Consider the following 22,719-nt stretch of genomic DNA (forward strand, 5'->3'; position numbering starts at 1 on the left):
TGATAAGGAAATGAAAACGAAATTATATTTATACCTGGGTGTTTTAATGCTTTCTCTGAGCAGCTGTGAAAAGTTCATTACCCAGGATCCCGAATTCCTGCTGACACCCGAAGTAGCAGTTACAGATGAGGCTTCTGCTAAAAGCCTGCTGAATGGTGCCTATGCAGGGATCAGCACGAACGACTGGACTGCACGTTTTACCGGCGGCTTTAGTTCGATGCTGGGTATCATCAATTACAACAACAGTGCCTACACCTTCAATATGACGGCAACGGGCGACAATGAAGCCTTATGGAAAGCCTTTTATGTGGCCATCAATAATGCCAATGCCGCTATTGAAGGGATACAGCCACTGACCGACGATAAGTTTAAATCAGCCCAAATTAAGGCAGAATTGATTGGAGAAGCACATGGCTTAAGGGCTTTTGCCCATTTGTATACCCTATGGTATTTTGCCCGATGGTTTGATCAGCCGGATTCCAAATATGGAATCGTATACCGCGATAAGCTATCAACCCTTGAAAATGTTTACCAGCCTCGCTTAGATGTAAAAGACAGCTACGCCAGAATTATAGTGGACCTGGATTACGCGATTGCCAATGCCCCAAATTTTTACAACAACAAGAGGTTTTCCAGGCAGCTGGCCAAGGCTTTAAAAGCAAAACTCTTGTTAAACCGGGGCTGGGGTAATGATTATGCTGATGCGCTAATTCTGGTCAATGAGGTCATCACCGAGAGTACTGGCCTGGGGGTAATTTTAGAGCCCTCGCTGAGCCAGCTGTACCAGAACAGCTGGGACTCAAAGGAACTGTTGTTTTGCCGCTACAGGGAAAAAACAGACGATGTGGTTACCGCCTATAATTTTACGTATGGTTATAACTATGCAACCATTACGCTCACTACACAAGGAAACGCCATTATTGGTGCCGATCCCCGACACGTAGAGGGCTGGGGCAATGTGAAGTCGCCCATAGCTGGCAATACCACCACCAAATGGGCCCCTAAAAAGCTGTGCCGGCTGGGCAGACAGGTTGGCGGCGATAATGATAAGTATACGGTTTATTATCTGAGACTTACCGAGCTATACCTGATGAAGGCCGAACTGCTGCAAAAAACAGGTGCAAGCTTTGCACAGGCCATGGACCCGATCAATTACGTCAGGAACCGCTCTGAGCTGGGTAGTTTATCTGTAGGCAATAAAACTGACTTTGAAAAAGTTCTTTTCAGTGAAATACTTAATGAGCTGAACCTGGAGAATGAGGCCGACTGGATGTCGTCCTTGCGCTTGAAAAATGCCGCTGGTACCTATATGCTGCAGGATTTCAGGGGTGCTGCCACTGTACTGGACCAGAACAAATTTATCTGGCCCATCCCTACTTCTGAAATGAAGTTCAACAAGTTAATTGATCAGAATCCGGGCTATGAAAATCTAAACTATTAAATCATGAAGACACTATTTGGTATAATGATCCTGGTACTTCTTGTGGGTACATCCTGTAAGAAGGATACCAAACTGAGCGATGAAACCATCTTTCTTCCTACAGATCTGTTGTTTGAAGATTTGAAGGTGAACCGTTTCGGGCATAAAATCCCGACGGAAAGTTTTAGCAGTTCTATAGCAACCTTTAATGTGGAACAGGACGGCTCAGATTGGAGTGGCTTTGCCATTTCCAATAGAAATTACAGGGGCTTTGTTAAAACCGCAGCCGAGGCAGATTCTACAAGGTTTAGCGTGTATACACCGCAGCCCAATGCAAGCGGTAATTTTCTTGTGGTACGCGCAAAAGGAGATAAAGCCTTTATTTCGCTATCTAGGCCTATAGAAATTGATAAAATACTGCTGGCCAATACTACGCAGGTTTACCAGACCATTATGTACGGTACTGGAAATGCAACGGTGGGCAATACCTTTTCGCCTGGTACTGTGGTGATGACCGCTGCAAGAAAGGACAACCTGAAAGTAAGCATTAAGGGCTTTTTAAATGGGAGCCAGACCGGGGTGGTAGATTTTCTGCTGGCCGACCGCAGTTCAGATGCCTTGAAAAGGACAATAACCATTACCGACTGGATGCCGGTTTCACTGGCCACCCTGGGTAAAGTCGATAAAATTGTTTTCAACCTGGAATCAACGGACAAAACCGCCGGGGTAATGAACACGCCAAATTATTTCTGCCTGGATGGCATCAGGTTTAAAGAGAATGTAAATTAAAATAAAAACCATATGTTACGTAAATTACTTTTGTTAAGCAGTGCTTTACTGGTGCTGATTGCCGGGGGATTTCAGCATTTGAAAGCCCAGAACAGGAAAGTAGACCTGAAAGAGAACCTGCCATTTACTGAGGTGTTAAAAATGGCTAAGGAAAAGAAAAAACTGATCTTTCTTGACTTTGGATCGATTACCTGCAAGCCTTGTATGTACATCAAAAAGGAAGTGCTTACACTGGATAGTGTGGCTGATTTTATCAACGAACGTTTTGTGAGTGTAGATTATAATGTTGGGGCAGAGAAAGACAGGCTAAGAAAACTCTACAGTGTAGTTGGTGAACCTGTATTGCTGATTCTGGATCAGAACGGTGTTTTGATGCACCGGATGGCGGGAAAAATGGAAGGCAATCAGTTGATGCAGCGGTTTAAGCAGGGGCTTGATGTAAACAATAACTTTGTAGCCCTTACGGCAAGCTACAACAAAGGAACGCGTGATGCCGGGTTTGTATTAAAGTACCTGGAAACGCTATTCAATGCCAGCGAAACCGAAACCATGAACAAGGTGGTAAAGGAATACCTGCAGGGACCTGTAGAGCGGATTAAAGAACCGGGAGTATGGAGTGTGTTTTACAAGTATGACCAGGATATTGCAAGCCGGGAGATGATGTATATGTTCGACAACCGGGAAGAGTTCTATAAATTGTTTGGTAAGGACAAAGTGGACAGTAAGATCAACAAGCTGTATTCAGAAAAATCGATCTTTTACCTGTACGGACATAAGCCGCCTATTGATGACCCTAAGTTCAGGGTGTTGCTCGATTACCTGAGGAAAACAGATTACCCAAGGGCAAGTGAATGGCTATGCTATTTTGTACCGGCACAGTATAAATACAAAGACTGGAATAAGCTTGGGCAGGAAGTTGACAATATTTATTCCTTTAATGTGCTGAAAGGAAAGTCTGGTGCCAGCTTTAAGGACATGATGCTTACACAGTACATGATGTATTGTGATGATTTAAAAGCAATGAAATATCCGATCAGATGGAGTGAGGAACTGCTGAATACGGCGGGTACCGATGCTGAGAAAAAACGCTACGCTGCTTCAAGGGCCAGCTTGCTGGAAAAGGAGAAGAACTTTGACAAGGAAAAGCTGAACTGGACCGATATGAATTAGGTCAGCTCATGAAGCATAAAAAAAGCACCTTTATTTAATAAAGGTGCTTTTTTGTTTCTTAAAAAGAAGATTATCCTTTTGCAGATAATTGAGCTAAAACAGCATTGTTTTTAGCCAATTGATCTTTAGTAGATTGTTTAGATCTGCTTCCCAACTCAACGTTTGTGGCGCGCTTCAGGAATTTCACATCTAATTTTGCGAAAGTTTTATTTCTTCTGTCTTTTCTTTTTAATCTGGTAACTGCCATGTCAATCTTTTTTATTTATTAATAAATCTGGAGGTCGAGAGCGGATTCGAACCGCTGTACAAGGTTTTGCAGACCTCTGCCTAGCCACTCGGCCACTCGACCTGTTAAAATTCAGGCTGCAAAAATAGCAATAATAAGTTACTATGCAATTAATTTCTAAAAATTTCTGGCGATGTCAGCACATAATATTGCGGCCGAGATGGCAACATTCAGAGACTCAGCGTGCCCAACACGTGGAATGGTTACAGGATGGCTGATTGATTTCATCACTTCCGGTGTAATTCCCTGCCCTTCGTTGCCCAAAATCACCAGGCCTTCTTTGCCCCATTTTGTCTCATAGACACTGGTCCCATTTAGTACAGCACCAAAAACAGGGAGTTCAATGTGTTTTAAAAAAGCTGGCAAATCTTCATAATAAATATTTATGCGGCTTAAAGAGCCCATAGTGGCCTGTACGGTCTTCGGGTTGTAAACTTCTACACAATTGTCTGAACAGATGATCTGTTTAAAGCCAAACCAGTCGGCTGTGCGGATAATGGTACCCATATTGCCGGGGTCCTGCACACCGTCGAGTACCAGTGAAAATACATTTTTCAGCGTCTTTGTGTCCAGTACAGGGCTTTCAGGAATATTAACCAGGGCCAGTATGCCCTGAGGGGCTTGCAGTGTACTAATCTTATCCAGTTCAGCGTTGTTTACTTCAAATAACTTTATATTTGCCGGTAAAGCTGGAAGTAAGGACCGGTATTGTTCCAGGTAGTAAATACTGTGTACCTGGTAGTTGGATTGTATAAATTCTACGATAGATTTTATACCTTCAATAATAAATATTCCGTTTTCTTTGCGGTACTTTTTTTGATGTAACGATTTTATAAAACTTATCTGTGATTTTGAAAGCATACCACGATTATAAAAAGAATGTTCTGTTTCCTGCAATATTACTATTTATTATTGTTTTTGTTACAGCATGTTCATCAACAAAGTACATTGCCGATTACCAGTCGATCGTAAAAAAGGTAGAGATAGACAGTGTCCCGAAGGAATTTGAAGAGGAAGCGCTGAATTATATACAGAAAGACATCAGGCCTTCCTCAAAAATCGGTATCAACGTATTGATCTATAATATGTTCAATACCAAAGATGGGAAGTATAAAACCAGCAATATTAAACCCCTGGGCACCCCGCCGCCAATTTTAGACAGTGCGCTTGTAGAAATTTCGCGCAATCAGATAGAGAAGTACCTGATGAGCAAGGGGTATTTTAATGCAAAGGTTAAATCTGGTATTGCCGTGAAGGACAAGCGGGCTGAGGTTTCTTTTAAGGCGAACCCGGGAACACCTTTTTCGGTAAATAAAGTAGAGTATGATATCCCTGACCAGAAAATTAAAGAATTGTACTTGGGCAACAAAGATGCGTTTAGCCATCTGAAAGAAGGCAAACGTTATGATGATGATTCATTGGCTTACGAAAGGGACCAGATCTATCAGGTGATGAAGCAGAATGGTTACTTTGATTTTTCGAGGCCTTATATCAAGTTTACGGTAGATTCTAACCTGAACAACAGCAAGGCTAACGTGAAGCTGATTATTGACAACCCTGTAGACAAACCCCGGCATGCGCAGTACGACATCGGCGAAACCAATATTTTGATTGCGCCAAATGCAGATGGTTTCCCGGATTCTATGGAACTCAATAAAAGGATCTACAAAGGTGTGAGGTATACAGACCTGTCTAAAAAGTTCAGGAGGAACCCGATTTCCCGGTATAATTTTTTACAGGAGGGTGAGCGGTATGACATCAGGAACGAAAGTCTGACCTATGACCGCATGTATGAGCTGAGTGTATTTAAAAATGTTAAAATAGAATATAACCGGCCGAAAGATAGCGCTCTTGTGGTAAACCCTGTGATTCAGCTGATTCCTCAAAAGATCATGAGCAACAGGATAGAAGGGGAAATTCCTTTTAATGCAGGTACGGTAGGTTTTACCTTAAGTAATACCTATACCAACAATAATCTTTTCAGGGGAACCGAAAAATTTGAATTCCAGATTAAAGGCGGATTGCAATCCAGACTTGGACAGGGAACCTCTATTTTTAAGGACATTTACCAGCGCGATTTTTCTGTTAGTGCAAATTTAACCGTTCCACGTTTGATGCTGCCTTTTATCAGTGCCAGGCCAAGCAGAAGGGGGGGGATGCCACGTACGATATTTTCATCAAGCTACGTTTATGGTTTGCAGAAAAACGCTTTTACGCGTAAGGTAATCCTTACTTCTGTGGCGTATGAATTCAGGGAATCAAAATCAAAGATTCATACAGTAACACCGCTGAATTTTGAGTATAGGTTTGGTAATGTACTGCTGGATTCTCTGAGTTCAAATGGAGCATTTGCAAATAACAATAATATCGTAAACCTGCTTTTGCTAGATAGAAAAAATGTAACTTTTGGCGTTAAATATACCTTTTCATTGAATGCCGAAAAACTGCTTACAAATTCAAGTTTTATATATTTCAGGGGTGACATAGATCTTGCCGGTAATTTAATGCAGGGCCTTTCAAGATTGTTTAAAACCAGGGTAGATACTGCTGGTTTCAGAACTATATTTGGGGTACAGTTTAACCAATATGTACGGCCTGAGTTTGATGTGCGTTGGTATAAATCGCTTGGCGGAGACAAGCAATTTGTAGCCAGAATAAATACAGGGATTGGTTATGCCTATGGAAATTCCAAAGAAACAGGTATTCCATTCGAAAAGATGTTTTACGCCGGAGGATCGAGTGGGGTGCGGGCCTGGCAGGCAAGGACACTTGGTCCTGGAAACTATAATAGAGGGGAAAGCCTGGTTTCAGAGGAAGTCAGGAAGGCGCTTTTTGGTTTTGATCAGACCGGCGAACTACATATTGAAACCAATTTTGAATACCGGTATAAACTGTTGAATAAATTTTTTGGTGCTAAGCTAAAGGGAGCTGTATTTCTGGATGCAGGGAATATCTGGAACGTCTCAAGCGGTGCATCAGAAACCAGATTTGACTTTAAAAAACTGGGCAGCCAAATGGCACTGGGTGCAGGTACAGGCTTCAGATACGATGTACAGTACTTTGTATTCAGGTTTGACATAGGCCTGAAGCTGAAAGACCCACAGTTTACCGGATCAGACCAATGGGTGATCAGTAAGTTCCTGGGTGGAGGAAAAGCCTTCAGAAGTGCCTACGATGCCGCCAATACGCCCGACAGGTATCGCTTTGTACAATACAATTTTGGGATAGGTATGCCTTTCTAGAACAGGCTTTTTAAGCCATCAAATATCGTTTCAAAAAATGTAGAGAGGTTTAAGCCATTGCTGTGGTTGAAATATATGAAAACGATCATAATGATAACAGCAACTATAATAAACTTTCTGAAGGCAAAAGCCAGGAAAATGATCAGCGCCGGAAAAAGGATCAGCCACATGCTGTTAATGGCATAAGGATCCAGGCCTCGCTCATTTTTATACACGTACAGCAACTTGCTATGTGTGCCTTTATCATTCTGGTGTTTGATGTAAACAAATGCAGAACGCTCCAGTTGAAGCGGTAATACCGCTACGCCACTGTGAAACGTTAAGGGCTGTGTAAAACCGCTAACCGTAAAAGTGTACAATCCGTTAATGTTTTCTATGGGGTTGCCTGATGAGTCGGCTGCAATAATGGCCAGCTTACTGTTTTTTAAAAGGTTTTCTTTGACGATAAAATTATTGATGTCTGATTTCTGCGCAAAGGCCATAGCGCTGATGGCCAAAAACAGGAGCATTAAACCAAGTTGTCTCATTCTGTTGATCGTTTATTGTAAATTAAGTACCCCAAATGTAGCAAAACACCGTTTCTTTTTATCGGGTTGTCGTATAAATTATAACTCAGGCCTATCGGGCCTAAAGGGGTATGGTATACCAATCCAGCTGTACCTGCATAATGCCATTGGGTAAAAGCTTTTTTATGGGCCACTTCCTGGAAGTTTATTTTTTCAAATTCCCGGTAAGGAAGAAATACATAGCCTTCTAGCCTTAGGTCCAGGTTTCTTTTGACGTTGTAAATATTTTTAATGCCCCCTGCAAGGTAAGATGTGGCTCTGAAATTTTCCAGAAATACAGATCGGCTGTCTTGCAAAGGATAAAATGCGGGTGCCGCAAGCAGGCTCGAATAATAATTTGAAAACAGCGGTATGTTCGAAAATACGGCTTCGGCTTGATACCCCAGGGTATACCTGCCCAGGTGGAAGAAATAATTTTCGTCGCTGGCTTTGATCTTTATCCATTGCCTGAACTGTCTGCTTACACTTACTTTCGAAGCAAGCATACTTCCTGATCCATTGATATTACCCGGGGTATAACTTTCCCTGCCCGCAAAATACCCGAAGCTGAGCAGGAAGTTACGGCCCCTGCTGGCATATTGCTTGCGGTTAAAGGTATATTGTTCAAAAGAAAGCGCAGATAAGGATCCGGTGAGGATTGTTTTTTCAAGTACGTCACCGATGGCAAAGGTATTGTTCGGGCTATACCTGTCGTTGTTATTGATAAAGGCACTGCTCAGGGTGATCTTTGCATTCCTGTTTAGGGGCATACCCATTTTAAGCTCTATTTTTTGGTCAGACTGCTCTATATAAGTCGGATGCGGGTTTTCAATAAAAATGGAGCTGGTATTGTAATAGTTAAAGTGGTTATAGGTTACGTCGGCAGCCAGGAAAAGGGGCAAACCAGAAGGATAATCTATGCGGCCATTCATTTGCAGGGATTCGTAAAAACGTCCTGAATAAAGGTTCACACCAAAAGTATAAGCCTTCTTGTTAAGATAATTGTACTGTACGCCCAGGAAAACATTGCTGATGGGACGGGTAGAGATATTACCTCCGAAATCAATTTTGAGGCTTTTGCGGGGCTGGGCCAGTATGTCGAAGTTGTAACTGTCTGCTACCGGGTTATAAGTTATTTTAGGGTAAATGGTTTCAAAAGTTTCATCGGCAACCAATTTATAATAGCCCTGTTTAATGTCGTTCAGGTTAAATGTGGGTTTATCGCTTTTAAAAAGACGTTCTATGTACTTTTTCTGCTGGTTGTTTACCCCGGTAACTATTACACTGCTGAACAGAAGATCAGGTTTTTTACTGTTAAAGTCTTTTCGCCTGGTCATGAGCTCGTGGATGTTAACGCGCCTTTTGACTTTCTTTTTGATTTGCTCCATAGTGGCCATAGTGGCGTCGTAGCCTTGTTTGATCAGCGCTTCCACAGGGTTAAAATTGGTTACGCTATAGTCTTTCAGGTCGGGCTGGATGTATACACCGTTTTCACCGATCAGGGTAGAGTCGGATTTTGAGAGGAACATAAATACCATTAACCGGTTCATCAGCCGCTCATCACGGTTCTTAGGATATTCGTTGTAGGTTTTTGAGGATACATTGGCACCGATCATCAGGTCGGGGTTAAACTCCTTTTTCATCACATCGGCCGGGAAGTTATTGTATAGCCCACCATCAAAAACATATTTTTCGTCCAGTTTTATGGGCCGGTACACCAGGGGGACGGTCATGGTAGCCCTTACCGCTTCCGCAAGGCTGCCTTTTTTTACGGTAATGCTGGTTTGCGACAAGACATCGGACACCATACACCGGTAGGGTACAAACAGGTTGTCAAAATTGTCTTTGGATGCAGCAGATGCCTGTGAAAAAAGCTCGAGTAAAGCGAAATTCAAGGGGATGTCGTTCACAAGGTTTGATCTGAAACTCATACGCAAACTGGTATCGAGCGAAAGCTTCGCTGTAATGATTGAAGGGTTCAGTGGCTTTTTCTGGAAGAAAAAGGAGTAGTCACTTTTAAACCTTCCGCTTACCCAATCCTGAAACTCCGCGCTTAATGCCAGTTTCTCGATTTGTGTGGGCGAATAGCCTGCAGCATACAAGGCACCAACAATGCCACCCATAGAAGTGCCGGTAATGTAATCTATCGGGATGTTGTTTTCTTCGAGCGCCTTTAATGTGCCAATGTGTGCAATGCCTTTGGCGCCTCCGCCACTCAATACCAGTCCAACCTTCTGGCCATAACCCGGAAATGCCAGAACAGCAAGGATGATGATAAACAATTGCTTACAAATGATCACACCCTAAAAATAGGGAAATTAGTTCAAAATTTATTCTCCATCAGCACCGGTAATGAGCACGGTAAAATTGTAGGATAGTTTATCCCCCTTTTTTAGGTGATGCTCACCGCTATAATTGTCGGCCAGTATGGCTTTACCCTTTTGTTCTATATGAATACCACCTTTACCTGAGTTTGACCATGATGAAGGCAGGGTATTACTTTCATTACTGCTCAGCTGGTATTGCAACCCGCCTGCCATATCACCAAGCCAGACTTTATCCTCTCCTTTATGGGCAGAAGTCCATTTCCAATCCACCACATCCGGGCGTTTTTGTTCTGTTAAGCCCAGTCCTTTGATAGAACCGGCAGCTTCAGGGGTAATGGGCAGGTGCAATCGGATGTTGTCCAGATCGATATCATTAATGGCAGTAACTTCAACTGCATAAGAGAGCAGGCCTTTCGCAGTTAAGCTTGCATTTACCTGCATGGTCAGGCTATCGGAAACATTTTTTACAGACCATTTTATCTCCCCGGGTTTCTGGTCAGAAAATTTCAGGACCTCGCTTCTCAGCTTAAGGTCTTTATGATTTGAGCTTACAGGCAAATGGAAGTGGATAGGTTCAGTAATCAGCTTCAGCGAAGTCTGGATCATGGCCGGAAAACCATCAGAATTCAGGACTACCTGCTTTCCGGGAATGGAAATGGTTTTATCGTTAATTGTAAGTTTTTGTGCAGCTGCAGTTTTACCCAGTAGCAAAACCATAAAAAGGGCAATGATCTGTTTCATTTTTAAGATTCAATTTTTTGGGTAAGGTAAACAATTTCCTTTATAGACTCATCCATTTGTATGGCGGTATGTTTTATCCTGGCCAGAAGTTCCAGGTTGTCAGGATCATCTGGCTGATCAGTGTTAAAAAGATCTACCAATCCGATTAAGTTGGATACAGGGCCACGAATCTGGTGTGCCTGCACCCAGGCAATCTCCTTAAGTTTTTTATTCTGCATTTCTATTTCCAGCGCCTTTTTCTTGATGGCATTTTCTGCTTTAACTTCGTTGTCAATATCTATGGCCATTACCAGCTTACAGTTTTTGCCTGCAAACAGGATGTCGTGTGTAAATACATGCACATAGAAAACTTCACCAGTTTTCCGGGTGTGCTGCCAGATGCCTGCATCTGCATAGGTTGCAGGCAGTTCTTCATTAATTTTAAGAAAGGCATCAAGTTCGCCTGAAGGCCTGATGTCTTTCGCATTCATTTGCAAGAAATCGGTTTTGCTGTATCCATATTGGCGTAATGCGGCAATGTTCACTTCCAGGAAGCTAAAAGTAGCTTTCTGGTAAATGTACATAGGGCTTGGGTTTTCCCTGAAAATGCGTGCATAATTGTAGCTGTTCGTCTTTCTTTCCATGGCCAGCAGCAAGGTCTTTTTTAGCAGGGGAGGTTCCAGCCAGGATTGCAGCAGCCAATCGTCTATCCCGGCAGGCAGTACTTCATTTCCGGAGGCCATATCGGCAACTAGTATTAAAGGTATGTCAGGATAGTCTGCGTTGAGTTTCTGGATAATGCCGGGCGGGCATTCCATGTCTTTATGGACCAGAAGGATGACCTCAAATCTGGGTGTATCTTTTTTTTTGTAGTCAGATGCAATGATGCTAAAAAGCTGATCCTGGTTGTATCCAATTTTTAAAAGCTGAGCACAGATGCGATCAGCAGGGGATGAGTCGGTCCCTTTAACGAGGAATACATTTTGATCAAACATAATCTTTAAATCATATGAGCATCAATTTGCCGTAATAGTATTCAATTTATTCAAATATACCTATCTTAGGTATTAAAAAATAACAGATATGAAGAAATTAATTGCATTAACCTGGGTTGCATTATTGTTTACAACCTTTGGAGCCTCGGCCCAGCAGGATAAGAGTAAAAGACCAAGTCCGCCAGCCGTTGTAAAAGAAACACTGAGTTCGGGAACGGCAGTTACCATTGATTACAGCCAGCCTTCGGTAAAAGGAAGAACAATTGGAAAAGAGATTGCACCTTATGGCAAAGTTTGGCGCACAGGGGCTAACGAAGCCACTACTTTTGAGGTTAGTAAGGGTGTGAAAATAAACGGCAAAGCTCTTGCTGCCGGTAAATACGCATTGCATTCTATTCCGGGAGAAAAAGAATGGACGCTTATTTTTAATAAAAAATGGCAGAAATCCGGTACCGACTACAACGAAGCTGAAGATGCTTTGAAGGTAGTGGTGAAGCCTGGTAAGTCTGCGTCCTTTACAGAAAAAATGACTTTTACTGTTGATAAATCAGGGAAAGTAGCGCTGATCTGGGGCGATGTACTGGTTCCTTTTACAGTAAAATAAAATGATGTGGATTTAATCAAATGAATCCATATATTTGCGCTCCTGTTTCCGTAGTTCAATGGATAGAATTTTAGATTCCGGTTCTAAAGATGGGGGTTCGAATCCCTTCGGGAACACTAAGCAAATAAAAAAGCGGCTTTAAAGCCGCTTTTTTATTTGCTTATATTCAACAGAAGCGAAGAAGAGCAAGAAACAGCACAACGGTGGCATAAAGGTTTTCATGGGTGTAAAATTGCCTATTTTCCCGCTCCCGTGGCAGCCAGCATTCTGCCATCCGGGAAAGATTATGGGCTGGTATGCTATGTTTATGTAAAACCGATGTCCCGAGAAATCTCTACTAAGGGGTTCTTCAGAAACCAACTCACTAATTAGTGCTGTTTTCTTCATATCATCATAAAACTTTTTAACTTTGGTTCATCGAGGAACACTTTTTCAGTACTGGTATAGCCCTGTGTTAAAGTTTTCAGGAAAAATTAATAAAAGGGTTATATAGGTATTCTGTAGCCCTTTTTAACTCACTTATGCCATGGTTGCCTACACCGAATATACTGATCAGGAACTTAGCAGTTTGTTACAGCAGGGCGATCATGCCGCTTTTACAGAAATTTATAACAGGTATTGGCGTAAGATCTTTGTTGTTGCGCATAAGCGCTTGGGCGATCAGGAAGAAGCTGAGGGAATTGTTCAGGATTTATTTTTAAACCTCTGGCGCAAAAGAGAAAGCTTTAGGTTAACAACCGGATTTCAAAATTACTTTGCAATTGCCCTGAAATTCGAAATTCTTGATGTGATGCGGAAATGGGCGAATGTAAGCAAATATGAAAATGAACTTTCTTTTACTTACACCGAGGCTGATGAAAGCATGTTGCGATCAGCTGATCTTGAAGAGCTGAGGCAAAAAATCCAGCTGACTATTAGCGCACTTCCCGAAAAATGCCAGTTGGTGTTCAGACTCAAACACGAACAGGGCTATTCTCAAAAACAGATTGCAGAAGAACTGAACATTTCGGAGAAGACTGTAGAAGCGCATCTGGCCAAAGCTAAGAAACAGCTTAGAGGCAAGATCGGCGGTCTGCTTGAACTGATATTGTTTCTTTGTTTTTAAAAAAAAATCGGCCAACTAAGGGATTTCCATTTCTGAAACGGTTATGTATTAAAAGGAGATCACATATGCCGGCAGATAAACCAAATCATACTTTATTAATATTGGCCAAAAAATGGCTGGCAGGGAAAATCACTGATAAAGAGCGGTTAGAATTTGATCATTGGTATAACTCTTTTGACGATAGGCATCACGAACTGTTTACCGATGAGACGGAGGAGGGAATGGAGAACAGGATAAAACAGGCAATTTTTAGCAGAGCAGAAATTAGCACGCCCGGGACAACAAAACTCTGGCCGCGTATAGCAATAGCTGCGGCTGCAATTTGCGGCATTGTTTTAGGTATCTATTTTTTCACAGATCCGGGCCGGATCAACAATAGGCAAAACAATTTAGCTGACGCAAATCATATCGACCCAGGCAAAAACGCTGCAATGCTGATGTTTTCCAACGGAAAGACCGTTAGCCTTAGTGAGGCGAAAACCGGGGTCATTTTTGATAGGGAGAAGCTCAGGTACAATGATGGTACAACAGTTGGGACGGCTTCGGACGACAATAGCGGGGTTCAGATGGTCACTGCATCAACACCTCGTGGAGGTACTTACCAGTTCACCCTGCCCGATGGTAGCAAAGTCTGGCTTAATGCCGACTCAAAGATTTCCTTTCCCTCACAATTTAACAAGACCGGGCGCAAAGTTGTTCTGGAAGGCGAAGCATATTTTGAGGTTGCCAAAAAACATGTCCCTTTCAGTGTACAGAGCAGGCAGCAGGAGGTCATGGTGTTGGGGACGCATTTTAACATTAGCGCGTATGCCGGAGAACCCCAGGTTAGAACCACTTTGCTGGAAGGCAGGGTTCGCGTAACAGGTGTAGCAGATGCAACTCAGCAGGATGTAAACCCTGTGGTCCTTAAACCCGGAGAGCAGTCAGTCCTTGTAAACAACAGGATTACGATAAGCAAAGTCGATACCGGCGCTGTTATTGACTGGAAAAAAGAGCTCTTTATTTTTGATAAAGACAAGCTTGAAGACATCATGAAAAAAGTAGAGCGATGGTATGATGTTGAAACGGTATACCTGGACCAGAACGTAAAAAGAGAAGTGTTCAGCGGAAGGATTTCCAGGTTCCGGAATGTGGGTGAGTTGCTGAATAAGCTTAGCCAGACCGGCGCTGTAAACTTTAAAGTCGAAGGAAGGAGGATCTTGATCACGAAATAAATTCTACTACTACAACACCAATAGATTATCAACTAAACCAACCACACCAACTAATGTATAAAATTTACAAAAGAATTTTATATGGCCTGCCCGGTCATATAAAAGAAATTCTATTTATTATGAAATTAACTTTCCTTATACTCCTATGCACTTTGCTGCAGGTAAGTGCCAGCAGCTACGGACAACAGGTAACGCTGCGCAAAAGCAATATAGCCTTGGATGAAGTATTTAAGGAAATAATGGTCCAAACCGGGTACAATGTGTTATGGCAGCCAGATAAGGTCATAAAAGCAAAGCCTGTAAATGTTAATTTTAACGGCACCGGGCTAAGGGCCGCATTGAATACACTGCTTGCCGACCAGCCCTTTACTTACACTATTGATGGCAAGACAATTGTGATCAGACAGAAAGAAAAGGGGGTATTAAATTCAACACTCAGCACAATTACCGACCTGTTTAAAGTATCCAATATACGGGGGCTGATATTAGATGAAAATAACAACCCTTTACCAGGTGTAACCATAAAGGTTAAGGGAACTAACCACATCGTTCTTACAAATAACAAAGGTGTTTTTGAGATTTCCGGACTGGATAAGGATGCAATTTTATTGATTTCATCTATTGGTTACAAGCCGGTTGAAGTTAAGGCAGACAGCAGGTTTTTCCCCCTGAAGCTGGAGCCTTCAATGGGGCAGCTGGACGAGGTAACGATCAGCACCGGTTACCAGACTTTACCCTTGGAGCGCTCTACCGGTTCGTATGGGATTGTGACAGAGAAAAAGTTAAATACCCGAATGGAAACCAGTATCCTAGACAGGTTGGAAGGCACTGTACCAGGACTTTATATGCAAAACGGATCAGTAACCATACGGGGGTTATCGACCTTGTATGGAAACCAGCAACCGCTTTATGTAGTGGATGGCTTTCCATATGAGGGAGACCTGAACTACATTAACCCTGCCGATGTGATCAATGTGACTGTTTTGAAAGATGCTGCTGCAGCTTCCATATATGGCACCAGGGCTGCAAACGGGGTAATCTCAATTACTACACGCCTGGGTGTCGCAAAACAATTGCGGGTAAATTACAACAGTACGTTATTTGTTACCCCGCTGCCTGATTTCTCTTACCTTAACCTGATGAACTCTGGCGAGGTGGTTGGTCTTCAGCAGGAATTGTTTAATATGAAGCACCCGAGTTTTGATGATGGTGTTAATCGGGCAGCACAGCCTAAAGCCATTGAGGCGCTTTACCAGTTTGAGCAGGGAGATATCACTACGGCCCAGCTGAATGCAACGCTGGACCGCCTGAAAAGCCTGGATGGTCCGGCGCAGGTGAAGGAGCAGATGCTTCAGCGGATGTTTAAACAGCAGCATAGTTTTTCGGCCACTGGTGGCAATGAAATGAACCAGTTCAGTACAGGCCTTTATTATATTGGTAACAAAGGGTATAATAAAGGGAGTAGCAACGATAATCTGAACCTGAACATCAGAGATCATGCAAAGGTATTCAAATGGCTTACACTTGATGCAGGTATTACCGCAAATCTGGCTGCCTCGAAGTCTAAGCTGCTGGGCGGCATGGATTATACTTACTATATGCCATACGAAATACTGAGAGACGAAAATGGCAATACCGTGCCCTGGAGCGATGGGAAATCCCAGTTTGAAATGAACAGGCTTAAGGGGCTGGGCCTGCTCGATGAAACCTTTAATCCGGTTGATCAGCTGAACAATGGTGAAAACAGTTCAAAGAATAACTACATCAGGTTGCAGGGTGGTTTCAATATCAAGTTTATGGAAGGGTTAAACCTGGATGTAAAATACCAGACTGAACGGGGAAGTTTTTACAACAAAACCTACCAGAGTAAAGACTACTACAGGGTGGCAAGGATGATCAATGATGCTACACAGATCCAGAACGGTGAGATCATCAAAAATATACCTGATGGCGGGCAGCTTTATGAATCGAGGGGCGAATCCAGGTCATATACCCTGCGTACACAATTGAATTACGACAAGCAGTTCAGTTCGCGTCACCGTTTTACGGCTTTGGCCGGAGCTGAACAAAGGGCAGTAGCTTCCACTTCAACAAATGTACATCGGATGGGTTACAGTGATAACAACCTTATTTTTAAGCCGATTAATGAACAGGCCTTAGCAGGAAACTTAACCGGAACAGAGTCTCTACAAAGCACATTTAGATATAATTACAGCGAATACAACTTTTTTAGGGCCCCGGAAGACAGGTACGTGTCGTTATATGCCAATGCCGGACATACCTATAACAACAAATACAACATAACCGGAAGTATCCGGGTAGACAACTCCAACCTGTTTGGTACAGATCCAAAGTACAGGTACCTGCCGCTCTGGTCGCTCGGTGGAAGCTGGAAGATTTCTAATGAAAGCTTCATGAAAAATGTTCTCTGGACAGATGTATTGAACCTTCGCGCTACCTACGGTTTAAGTGGTAACGTAGCTAAAAGTGTTGGGCCATTTCTGCAGGCCAGCGCAGGTTTCAATTCCGATACCGGGGCTCCGGCTACACAAATCGTAAGTCCGCCGAATAAGTCGCTTCGCTGGGAAAAAACCGCGGTGGCCAATATCGGGCTCGACTTTGGCTTTCTTAAGAACCGGATATCAGGGTCAATAGACATTTACAACCGCAAAACGACGGATTTGCTTGGTGAGCGCAGAACCGATCCTACCAATGCCTATCAGACAGCACTGATTAACTACGGAAGTTTGCATAATCGGGGATACGAACTAGCCCTGAATACGGACAATATCCGCTCGGCTAGTTTTACCTGGCAAAGCAGGCTGTCTTTTAGCCACAATAGCAATAAGATGACTGAAATCAGTACAGACGACGAATCGGTATATAATTATACCAACGGAACCGGTATGGAAAAGGTTGGCTACCCGATGAAGAGTGTATTCAATTTCCGGTATGCAGGGTTAAACCCAACCAATGGAACCGTTAGGGTTTACGATAAAGACGGGAACGTCGTTGAAAACTACAATCAGCAGGCGGGGTATATAGAAGCCATGACCGACGTAAACGGGTTGGTCTTCAGTGGTACCATGCTGCCTACCTATACCATTGGGTTTACCAATAGTTTCAACTATAAACAGCTTAGCCTGAATGTGATGATTATTGCAAATGGTGGCCATGTCATCCGAGATGCTGCGCCACAAATTATTCAGAACAGCAATTTTAGCCGGAATATGGACAGGCGGGCAGCCAATTTCTGGAGAAACCCAGGCGATGAAAATATACCGGATATCATGCCTGCACCTGACCTGGGCAGTTCCTCTACCTTCTATTATCAGTCGGTCTGGAGAATGAACGACATGAACACTTTTAAGGCCGATTATGTTAAAGTCCGCGATATCTCCCTGAGGTATGATTTTGCTTCCACACTGCTAAAAAATGCAAAGGTCTCTTCTGCCAGGCTGACTTTACAGGTACAAAACCCGTTCAGCTGGTTCAGAAACTCGAAAGGCCTTGATCCTGAAGCTTATTTTGCGCAGCCATCGGAATTTTATAGAACATTACCTGTAACCCCGGTATATATGCTGGGTGTAGATGTCACTTTTTAAAGATATGATCATGAAAATAAAATATTTGTATATAGCACTGGTACTTTTTTCGCTGGTGGGCTGTAAGAAGTTCCTTGATATTGTGCCCAAAGATAAATTCATTCCAACCACAGTTGAGGATTATGAAAACATGCTGAATTTCGCTACGGTGACCACCTACGGCGATTACTATGAGGACCTTATTACAGACGATGCTTTTTTACCTGAGGGCGAGCCTGGTAACCTGTATACCAAACAAAGGTTAAGCAACCGGAAGATTTATCAGTTCGACAAGAATGCTTTTGGCGAGGGTGATAATGACGTATTGTGGAGCGAGGGCTACAAACGCCTCTTTTATTTCAATACCGTGATCAACAACATCATGGAGGCACAGGGCGGCAGCGAAGCAAATAAGCGCAGTATCCGTGCTGAAGCATTGCTGGGACGTGCGCTAGAACATTTACTGCTGGTAAACGTATATGCGCAGCATTACGATCAGGCTACAGCCGCAACCGAACCCGGCATACCTCTGGTGCTCGAAGCAGACATCAGTGCCAAACATCGCAGAAATACCATTAAGGAAGTATATGATCAGGTTATAGCAGATCTGACATCAGCAACAAATGATCTTCCCCTTAATGCCAAACTCAATAGATTCAGAGGCAGGAAGGCAGGCGCCTATGCGCTCCTGAGCCGTGTATATTTATTTATGGGCGAGTATGGAAAAGCCCTGGAGAAGGCAAATGAAACGCTCGGCTTGTATAGTACCCTGGCAAACATGAACAATTATAAGGTAATTATACCCGGCCCTTTTCCGTTTGTACCGGGTACCCCGGTGGGTTGGACAGACGTGCCGCGGGGGATTGATCATCCGGAAGCAATTGTTGCCCGTACCTTTTTGCGCCCATTTGGTTTAGGACAAGACGTATGTGCTTCAGCTGAATTAACCGCGCTGTTTGGCAACGACGATCAACGCTGGACACTATATTATGCCAATGGCTGGCCGCCGGCACCGCCTTTCAATTACATGACCAGGTATGGGGTAAAGATTTTTCTTCGCGGAGATTTTTTTAATAATGCCCTGAATACGCCTGAAGTTTACCTGACAAGGGCAGAATGTAGAGCCAGAACCAACAACCTTCAGGGGGCGCTGGATGATGTAAACCTGTTAAGGAAAAACCGTATCGTGCCGGCAGCCTATAAAGTATTTACAACTGCAGATTTTGATAACGATGCTGAAAAAGTACTGCGATTTGTGCTTGAAGAACGGAGGAGAGAGCTGGCCTTTACCGGACTAAGGTTAATGGACCTGAAGCGTTTAAATAAAGAAACAAGGTTTGCCAAAACAATTAAACACACTGCTGAAGGCCGGGAATACATTTTACCGCCAAACAGCCCGAACTACCTGAGGCAAATCTGGCCAGCTGCTTCTGTAATGAATCCGGACTGGCAGTTAAATCCCTAACGAGCATTTTACAATAATATCCCATATGAAAAAAAGTATCGTAAAGCTGGAGCAGCTTTCACACCGGTATAGTAAAGACTGGGCCATTAAAGACATTAGCTTTGAAATCAATAAAACCGGAATTGTTGGTTTATTGGGTTCCAACGGTGCCGGCAAATCTACGACCATGAATATCCTCTGTGGCGTGTTAAGTCAGACAGAGGGCAGGGTAGTGATTGAAGGCTTTGACACAAGGGAGCATCCTGCAGAGGCAAAAAAACGCATTGGTTTTTTACCACAGAACGCGCCCTTGTACCTGGAAGTTACGGTAGATGAATACCTGACTTACTGCGCAAACCTCAGACATATTCCCGCTAATAAAATCAAAGCCGCCGTTGACGAAGTCAAGGAAAAATGTGGTGTAGCCCATTTCAGTAAAAGGTTGTTAGGGAATTTATCTGGTGGATACCGGCAGCGTGTAGGGATTGCCCAAGCCATCATCCACCATCCCTTACTCGTTGTTCTCGACGAGCCAACAAATGGCCTTGATCCTAACCAGATCCTGGAGGTCCGGCACCTGATTAAAGAAATAGCAGAGGAACGGTCGGTCATCTTTTCTTCCCATATTCTGGCCGAAATCCAGGCAACCTGCCACGATATTATTATGATTGAGGGGGGTAAAATCGTGTTTTCAGATACAATGGATTCCTTTAATAATTATATAGAACCGAACAGTCTGGTAGTCACTTTTGGTAATCCGCCTGAAAAAGAAAAATTAGCCTCATTGCCTGGGATCAATAATGTGGAATACATAACCGATAAAACCATCAGGATGCATTTTAACATCACACCCGACATCACAGAAAATATAGTAGAAACCAGTGTGGCCCAGGGCTGGAAGCTCAGAGAAATTAACCTTGAAAAGAGCGCTTTGGATACCATTTTTGCTCAACTGTCAAATAAAAAACCAAACCACACCGCGTAAAGATGAGAACAATTTTTAAAATTGCACGTTTTGAGCTAAGCACTTTATTTTACTCTCCCGTAGCCTGGCTGGTATTAATGATCTTTCCTATTCAGGCAGGATTAGACATCACCAAATTTATTCAGATGATCGGAAGGGCATCGAGAATGGGACAGGAGTTTACAGAGATTACCGATAAGATCTTTGGTGGAAATTATGGTTTCTTTGCTGGTGTAAAAAATACCCTTTACTTATATATTCCATTATTAACCATGGGACTCATCAGTAGAGAAACCCATAGTGGTTCAATTAAGCTGCTGCTGTCTTCCCCGGTTAAGGTGAGGGATATTGTATTGGGTAAGTACCTGGCTATGATGGCCTATGGTTTAATCCTGATATTCATCGTTGTACTTTTTGGGGTAGCTGGTGGATTGTCCATAAAAAACATGGACTATGGACAGGTTTTTGCCGGAACTTTTGGCCTGTATCTGCTGATCTGTGCTTACGCTGCCATAGGATTGTTTATGTCTTCCCTCACGTCTTACCAGGTGGTGGCGGCCATCAGTACACTGGGTATATTGGGTGTGCTTAACTTTATAGGCAGCTTGTTACAGGGCGTAGACCTCATCAGGCATGTCACTTATTTTCTTTCTATCTCTGGCAGAACGGAACAGGCTATTAGTGGCTTAATCAGTACCGAGGACGTTGCTTATTTCCTGATCGTGATTTTTTTCTTCTTAATGCTGACCGGGATTAAACTCCAGGCCGGAAGAGAGGCAAAACCCCTGCGGGTAAAGCTATTACGCTATATGGCACTAATCTTTGTATGTTTTGTCGCGGGATATATTAGCTCAAGGCCTTCGCTTACCGCTTATCTGGATCTTACCGCCGTAAAAACGCGCACACTGAATGCAAGTAGTGTGGCCCTCATCAAAACAATGGATAAGCCGCTCAGGGTTACTACCTATGTGAACATTCTTGATGAGAATTATTACATGGCGAAACCAGAAGTGAAAAGCGCAGATGAAAAAACACTGATGCAATACAGGCGCTTCATGCCCGACCTGAAAATGGATTATGTGTATTATTATGATGTTTCGAAAAATGCCAACCTTTATAAAAGTCATCCCGGGATGGACGAGAAGGCATTGGCAAAGAGTGTGGCAGATGTTTATGGCTTAAATTTTGAATCCGTTCTGACACCCGCTCAGATCAGAAAAATAGTGAACCTGAGTGGCGAGGAAAACCGGGTTGTACGGCAGCTAAGTTATGGTGATCAGAAGACATTTTTGCGTTATTTTAATGACATGATGATGTATGCCAGTGAGCAGGAAATTACAGCTGCCATCAAACGCATCGTAATGCCTTCGAAAATTCCTGTGGTCATTTTTCTGACTGGTCATGATGAACGCAGTACTTACAAAACAGGTGACAAAGAATATAGGGTTGCTACTACAGAGCTGACTTTCAGGTATGCGCTGATTAATCAGGGTTTTGATGTAGATACTGTTTCTTTGCAGACGCGGGATATTCCTGCAAAAACCTCGGTTTTGGTTATTGCGGATCCCGGGCTTAGCTTCTCAGCCTCCGATCTGGATAAGATTAAACGCTATATAGACCGGGGCGGAAATTTATTGATTACAACCGAACCAGGCAGGCAAACTGTCCTTAGCCCCTTGTTGGCTCATTTAGGCATCGGAACGAACAAAGAAAGTGTGATAGAGAAAAGCAGGGATTTTGCACCTGATTTTATCCTGGCTAAGTTTTCTGAACAGGCGGGCCCGTATTTTAAGAAATACAATAGTGCCTGGCAAGCCGAAGGGGTTGTTGCCATGCCTGGGGCAGTAAGCCTGAATGCCATTTCAGCATCAGCATTTAACATTACACCGATTCTAACCGATCAGCAAAAACACCCTTTAGTACTTGCACTTACCCGCAGGATCGCTGATAAGGAACAGCGGATCATGATTGCGGGAGACGCAGATTTTATGAGTTCAGTTGAAATTGCCAGAGGAAGGCCTGTTACCCGAAACTTTGACCTCATCACCGAGACATTCAGGTGGTTTACCGGCGGCGAATTTCCGGTCAATACTTATCGGCCCAAATCTCAGGATGTCATCAGCAGTGATGATAATGGCGTACTGGCCATCAGGATATTTTTCTTTGGCATACTGCCATTCTCTTTACTTATTACCGCAACCTTATTGCTGATTTACAGAAAACGAAGGTAACTGCGGTTCTGATAACTTTTCTTGAAAACGGGCTGCAATTGATTGTAGCCCGTTTTGTTTTTTCCGACAGTTTTTTTGA

At 43.2% G+C, this 22,719-nt stretch carries 17 protein-coding genes and 2 tRNA genes; 12 read left to right on the plus strand and 7 right to left on the minus strand.

Annotated elements, in window-relative coordinates; translation table 11 throughout:
- Positions 1-10 precede the first annotated feature (10 nt).
- The 3 genes from B9A91_RS20360 to B9A91_RS20370 are packed head-to-tail and all read left to right on the plus strand — an operon-like array spanning position 11 to position 3,379.
- Complete coding sequence (locus B9A91_RS20360; RefSeq protein ID WP_084240884.1) at positions 11-1,441, plus strand: RagB/SusD family nutrient uptake outer membrane protein; 1,431 nt, start codon at positions 11-13, stop codon at positions 1,439-1,441.
- 3 nt (positions 1,442-1,444) lie between these two features.
- The gene (locus B9A91_RS20365) at positions 1,445-2,209 is read left to right on the plus strand and encodes a DUF4465 domain-containing protein (protein WP_084240885.1); all 765 of its coding nucleotides are present in this window, start codon (positions 1,445-1,447) and stop codon (positions 2,207-2,209) included.
- Between the two features lie 12 nt (positions 2,210-2,221).
- Entirely contained in the window at positions 2,222-3,379 is a 1,158-nt protein-coding gene (locus B9A91_RS20370; RefSeq protein WP_084240886.1) for a thioredoxin family protein, read from the plus strand.
- 70 nt (positions 3,380-3,449) lie between these two features.
- On the opposite strand, the gene B9A91_RS20375 is transcribed toward B9A91_RS20370, so the two are convergent.
- The 3 genes from B9A91_RS20375 to B9A91_RS20385 all read right to left on the minus strand — a co-directional run bounded on the left by B9A91_RS20375 (position 3,450) and on the right by B9A91_RS20385 (position 4,526).
- Positions 3,450-3,626 carry a spore protein gene (locus tag B9A91_RS20375; protein ID WP_084240887.1) on the minus strand — a complete coding sequence of 59 codons (177 nt, stop codon included), beginning with the start codon at positions 3,624-3,626 and terminating at the stop codon, positions 3,450-3,452.
- A gap of 28 nt (positions 3,627-3,654) precedes the next feature.
- Positions 3,655-3,728 (minus strand) — tRNA-Cys (locus B9A91_RS20380).
- Between the two features lie 54 nt (positions 3,729-3,782).
- Positions 3,783-4,526, minus strand: a complete 744-nt coding sequence (locus B9A91_RS20385) for a TrmH family RNA methyltransferase (protein WP_084240888.1) — start codon at positions 4,524-4,526, stop codon at positions 3,783-3,785.
- Here B9A91_RS20385 and tamL point away from each other — a divergent pair.
- Positions 4,511-6,907 carry a translocation and assembly module lipoprotein TamL gene (tamL, locus tag B9A91_RS20390; RefSeq protein WP_235012625.1) on the plus strand — a complete coding sequence of 799 codons (2,397 nt, stop codon included), beginning with the start codon at positions 4,511-4,513 and terminating at the stop codon, positions 6,905-6,907. The genes B9A91_RS20385 and tamL overlap by 16 nt on opposite strands.
- On the opposite strand, the gene B9A91_RS20395 is transcribed toward tamL, so the two are convergent.
- From B9A91_RS20395 to B9A91_RS20410, 4 genes are read right to left on the minus strand one after another with little or no spacing between them, the layout of a single operon-like run.
- A complete protein-coding gene (locus B9A91_RS20395; protein ID WP_084240890.1) occupies positions 6,904-7,434 on the minus strand; it encodes a hypothetical protein in 531 nt (176 codons plus the stop codon). The genes tamL and B9A91_RS20395 overlap by 4 nt on opposite strands.
- Positions 7,431-9,734: a patatin-like phospholipase family protein gene (locus B9A91_RS20400; RefSeq protein ID WP_235012626.1), complete on the minus strand. Its 2,304-nt coding sequence runs from the start codon at positions 9,732-9,734 to the stop codon at positions 7,431-7,433. The genes B9A91_RS20395 and B9A91_RS20400 overlap by 4 nt, the downstream gene beginning before the upstream one ends.
- Positions 9,735-9,782: 48 nt before the next feature.
- Entirely contained in the window at positions 9,783-10,520 is a 738-nt protein-coding gene (locus B9A91_RS20405; RefSeq protein WP_084240891.1) for a glycoside hydrolase domain-containing protein, read from the minus strand.
- A gap of 2 nt (positions 10,521-10,522) precedes the next feature.
- Positions 10,523-11,494 carry a PAS domain S-box protein gene (locus B9A91_RS20410; protein ID WP_084240892.1) on the minus strand — a complete coding sequence of 324 codons (972 nt, stop codon included), beginning with the start codon at positions 11,492-11,494 and terminating at the stop codon, positions 10,523-10,525.
- An 88-nt stretch (positions 11,495-11,582) separates the two neighbouring features.
- Here B9A91_RS20410 and B9A91_RS20415 point away from each other — a divergent pair, with 88 nt between their 5' ends.
- From B9A91_RS20415 to B9A91_RS20455, 8 genes are all read left to right on the plus strand, one after another.
- A complete protein-coding gene (locus B9A91_RS20415; RefSeq protein ID WP_084240893.1) occupies positions 11,583-12,098 on the plus strand; it encodes a DUF2911 domain-containing protein in 516 nt (171 codons plus the stop codon).
- Positions 12,099-12,142: 44 nt separating this feature from the next.
- Positions 12,143-12,214: transfer RNA gene (locus tag B9A91_RS20420), tRNA-Arg, on the plus strand.
- A 410-nt stretch (positions 12,215-12,624) separates the two neighbouring features.
- A complete protein-coding gene (locus B9A91_RS20430; protein ID WP_084240895.1) occupies positions 12,625-13,203 on the plus strand; it encodes an RNA polymerase sigma factor in 579 nt (192 codons plus the stop codon).
- A 65-nt stretch (positions 13,204-13,268) separates the two neighbouring features.
- Positions 13,269-14,417: a FecR family protein gene (locus tag B9A91_RS20435; protein WP_084240896.1), complete on the plus strand. Its 1,149-nt coding sequence runs from the start codon at positions 13,269-13,271 to the stop codon at positions 14,415-14,417.
- 119 nt (positions 14,418-14,536) lie between these two features.
- Positions 14,537-18,022, plus strand: coding sequence for a SusC/RagA family TonB-linked outer membrane protein (locus B9A91_RS20440; RefSeq protein WP_159451748.1), 3,486 nt, complete (start codon positions 14,537-14,539; stop codon positions 18,020-18,022).
- Positions 18,023-18,032: 10 nt separating this feature from the next.
- Positions 18,033-19,466: a RagB/SusD family nutrient uptake outer membrane protein gene (locus tag B9A91_RS20445; RefSeq protein WP_159451749.1), complete on the plus strand. Its 1,434-nt coding sequence runs from the start codon at positions 18,033-18,035 to the stop codon at positions 19,464-19,466.
- 25 nt (positions 19,467-19,491) lie between these two features.
- A complete protein-coding gene (locus B9A91_RS20450) occupies positions 19,492-20,430 on the plus strand; it encodes an ABC transporter ATP-binding protein (RefSeq protein ID WP_084240899.1) in 939 nt (312 codons plus the stop codon).
- A 2-nt stretch (positions 20,431-20,432) separates the two neighbouring features.
- The gene (locus B9A91_RS20455) at positions 20,433-22,640 is read left to right on the plus strand and encodes a Gldg family protein (protein ID WP_084240900.1); all 2,208 of its coding nucleotides are present in this window, start codon (positions 20,433-20,435) and stop codon (positions 22,638-22,640) included.
- The last annotated feature ends 79 nt before the right edge of the window (positions 22,641-22,719 follow it).

Source organism: Pedobacter africanus, from assembly GCF_900176535.1.
GTDB classification, from domain to species: domain Bacteria; phylum Bacteroidota; class Bacteroidia; order Sphingobacteriales; family Sphingobacteriaceae; genus Pedobacter; species Pedobacter africanus.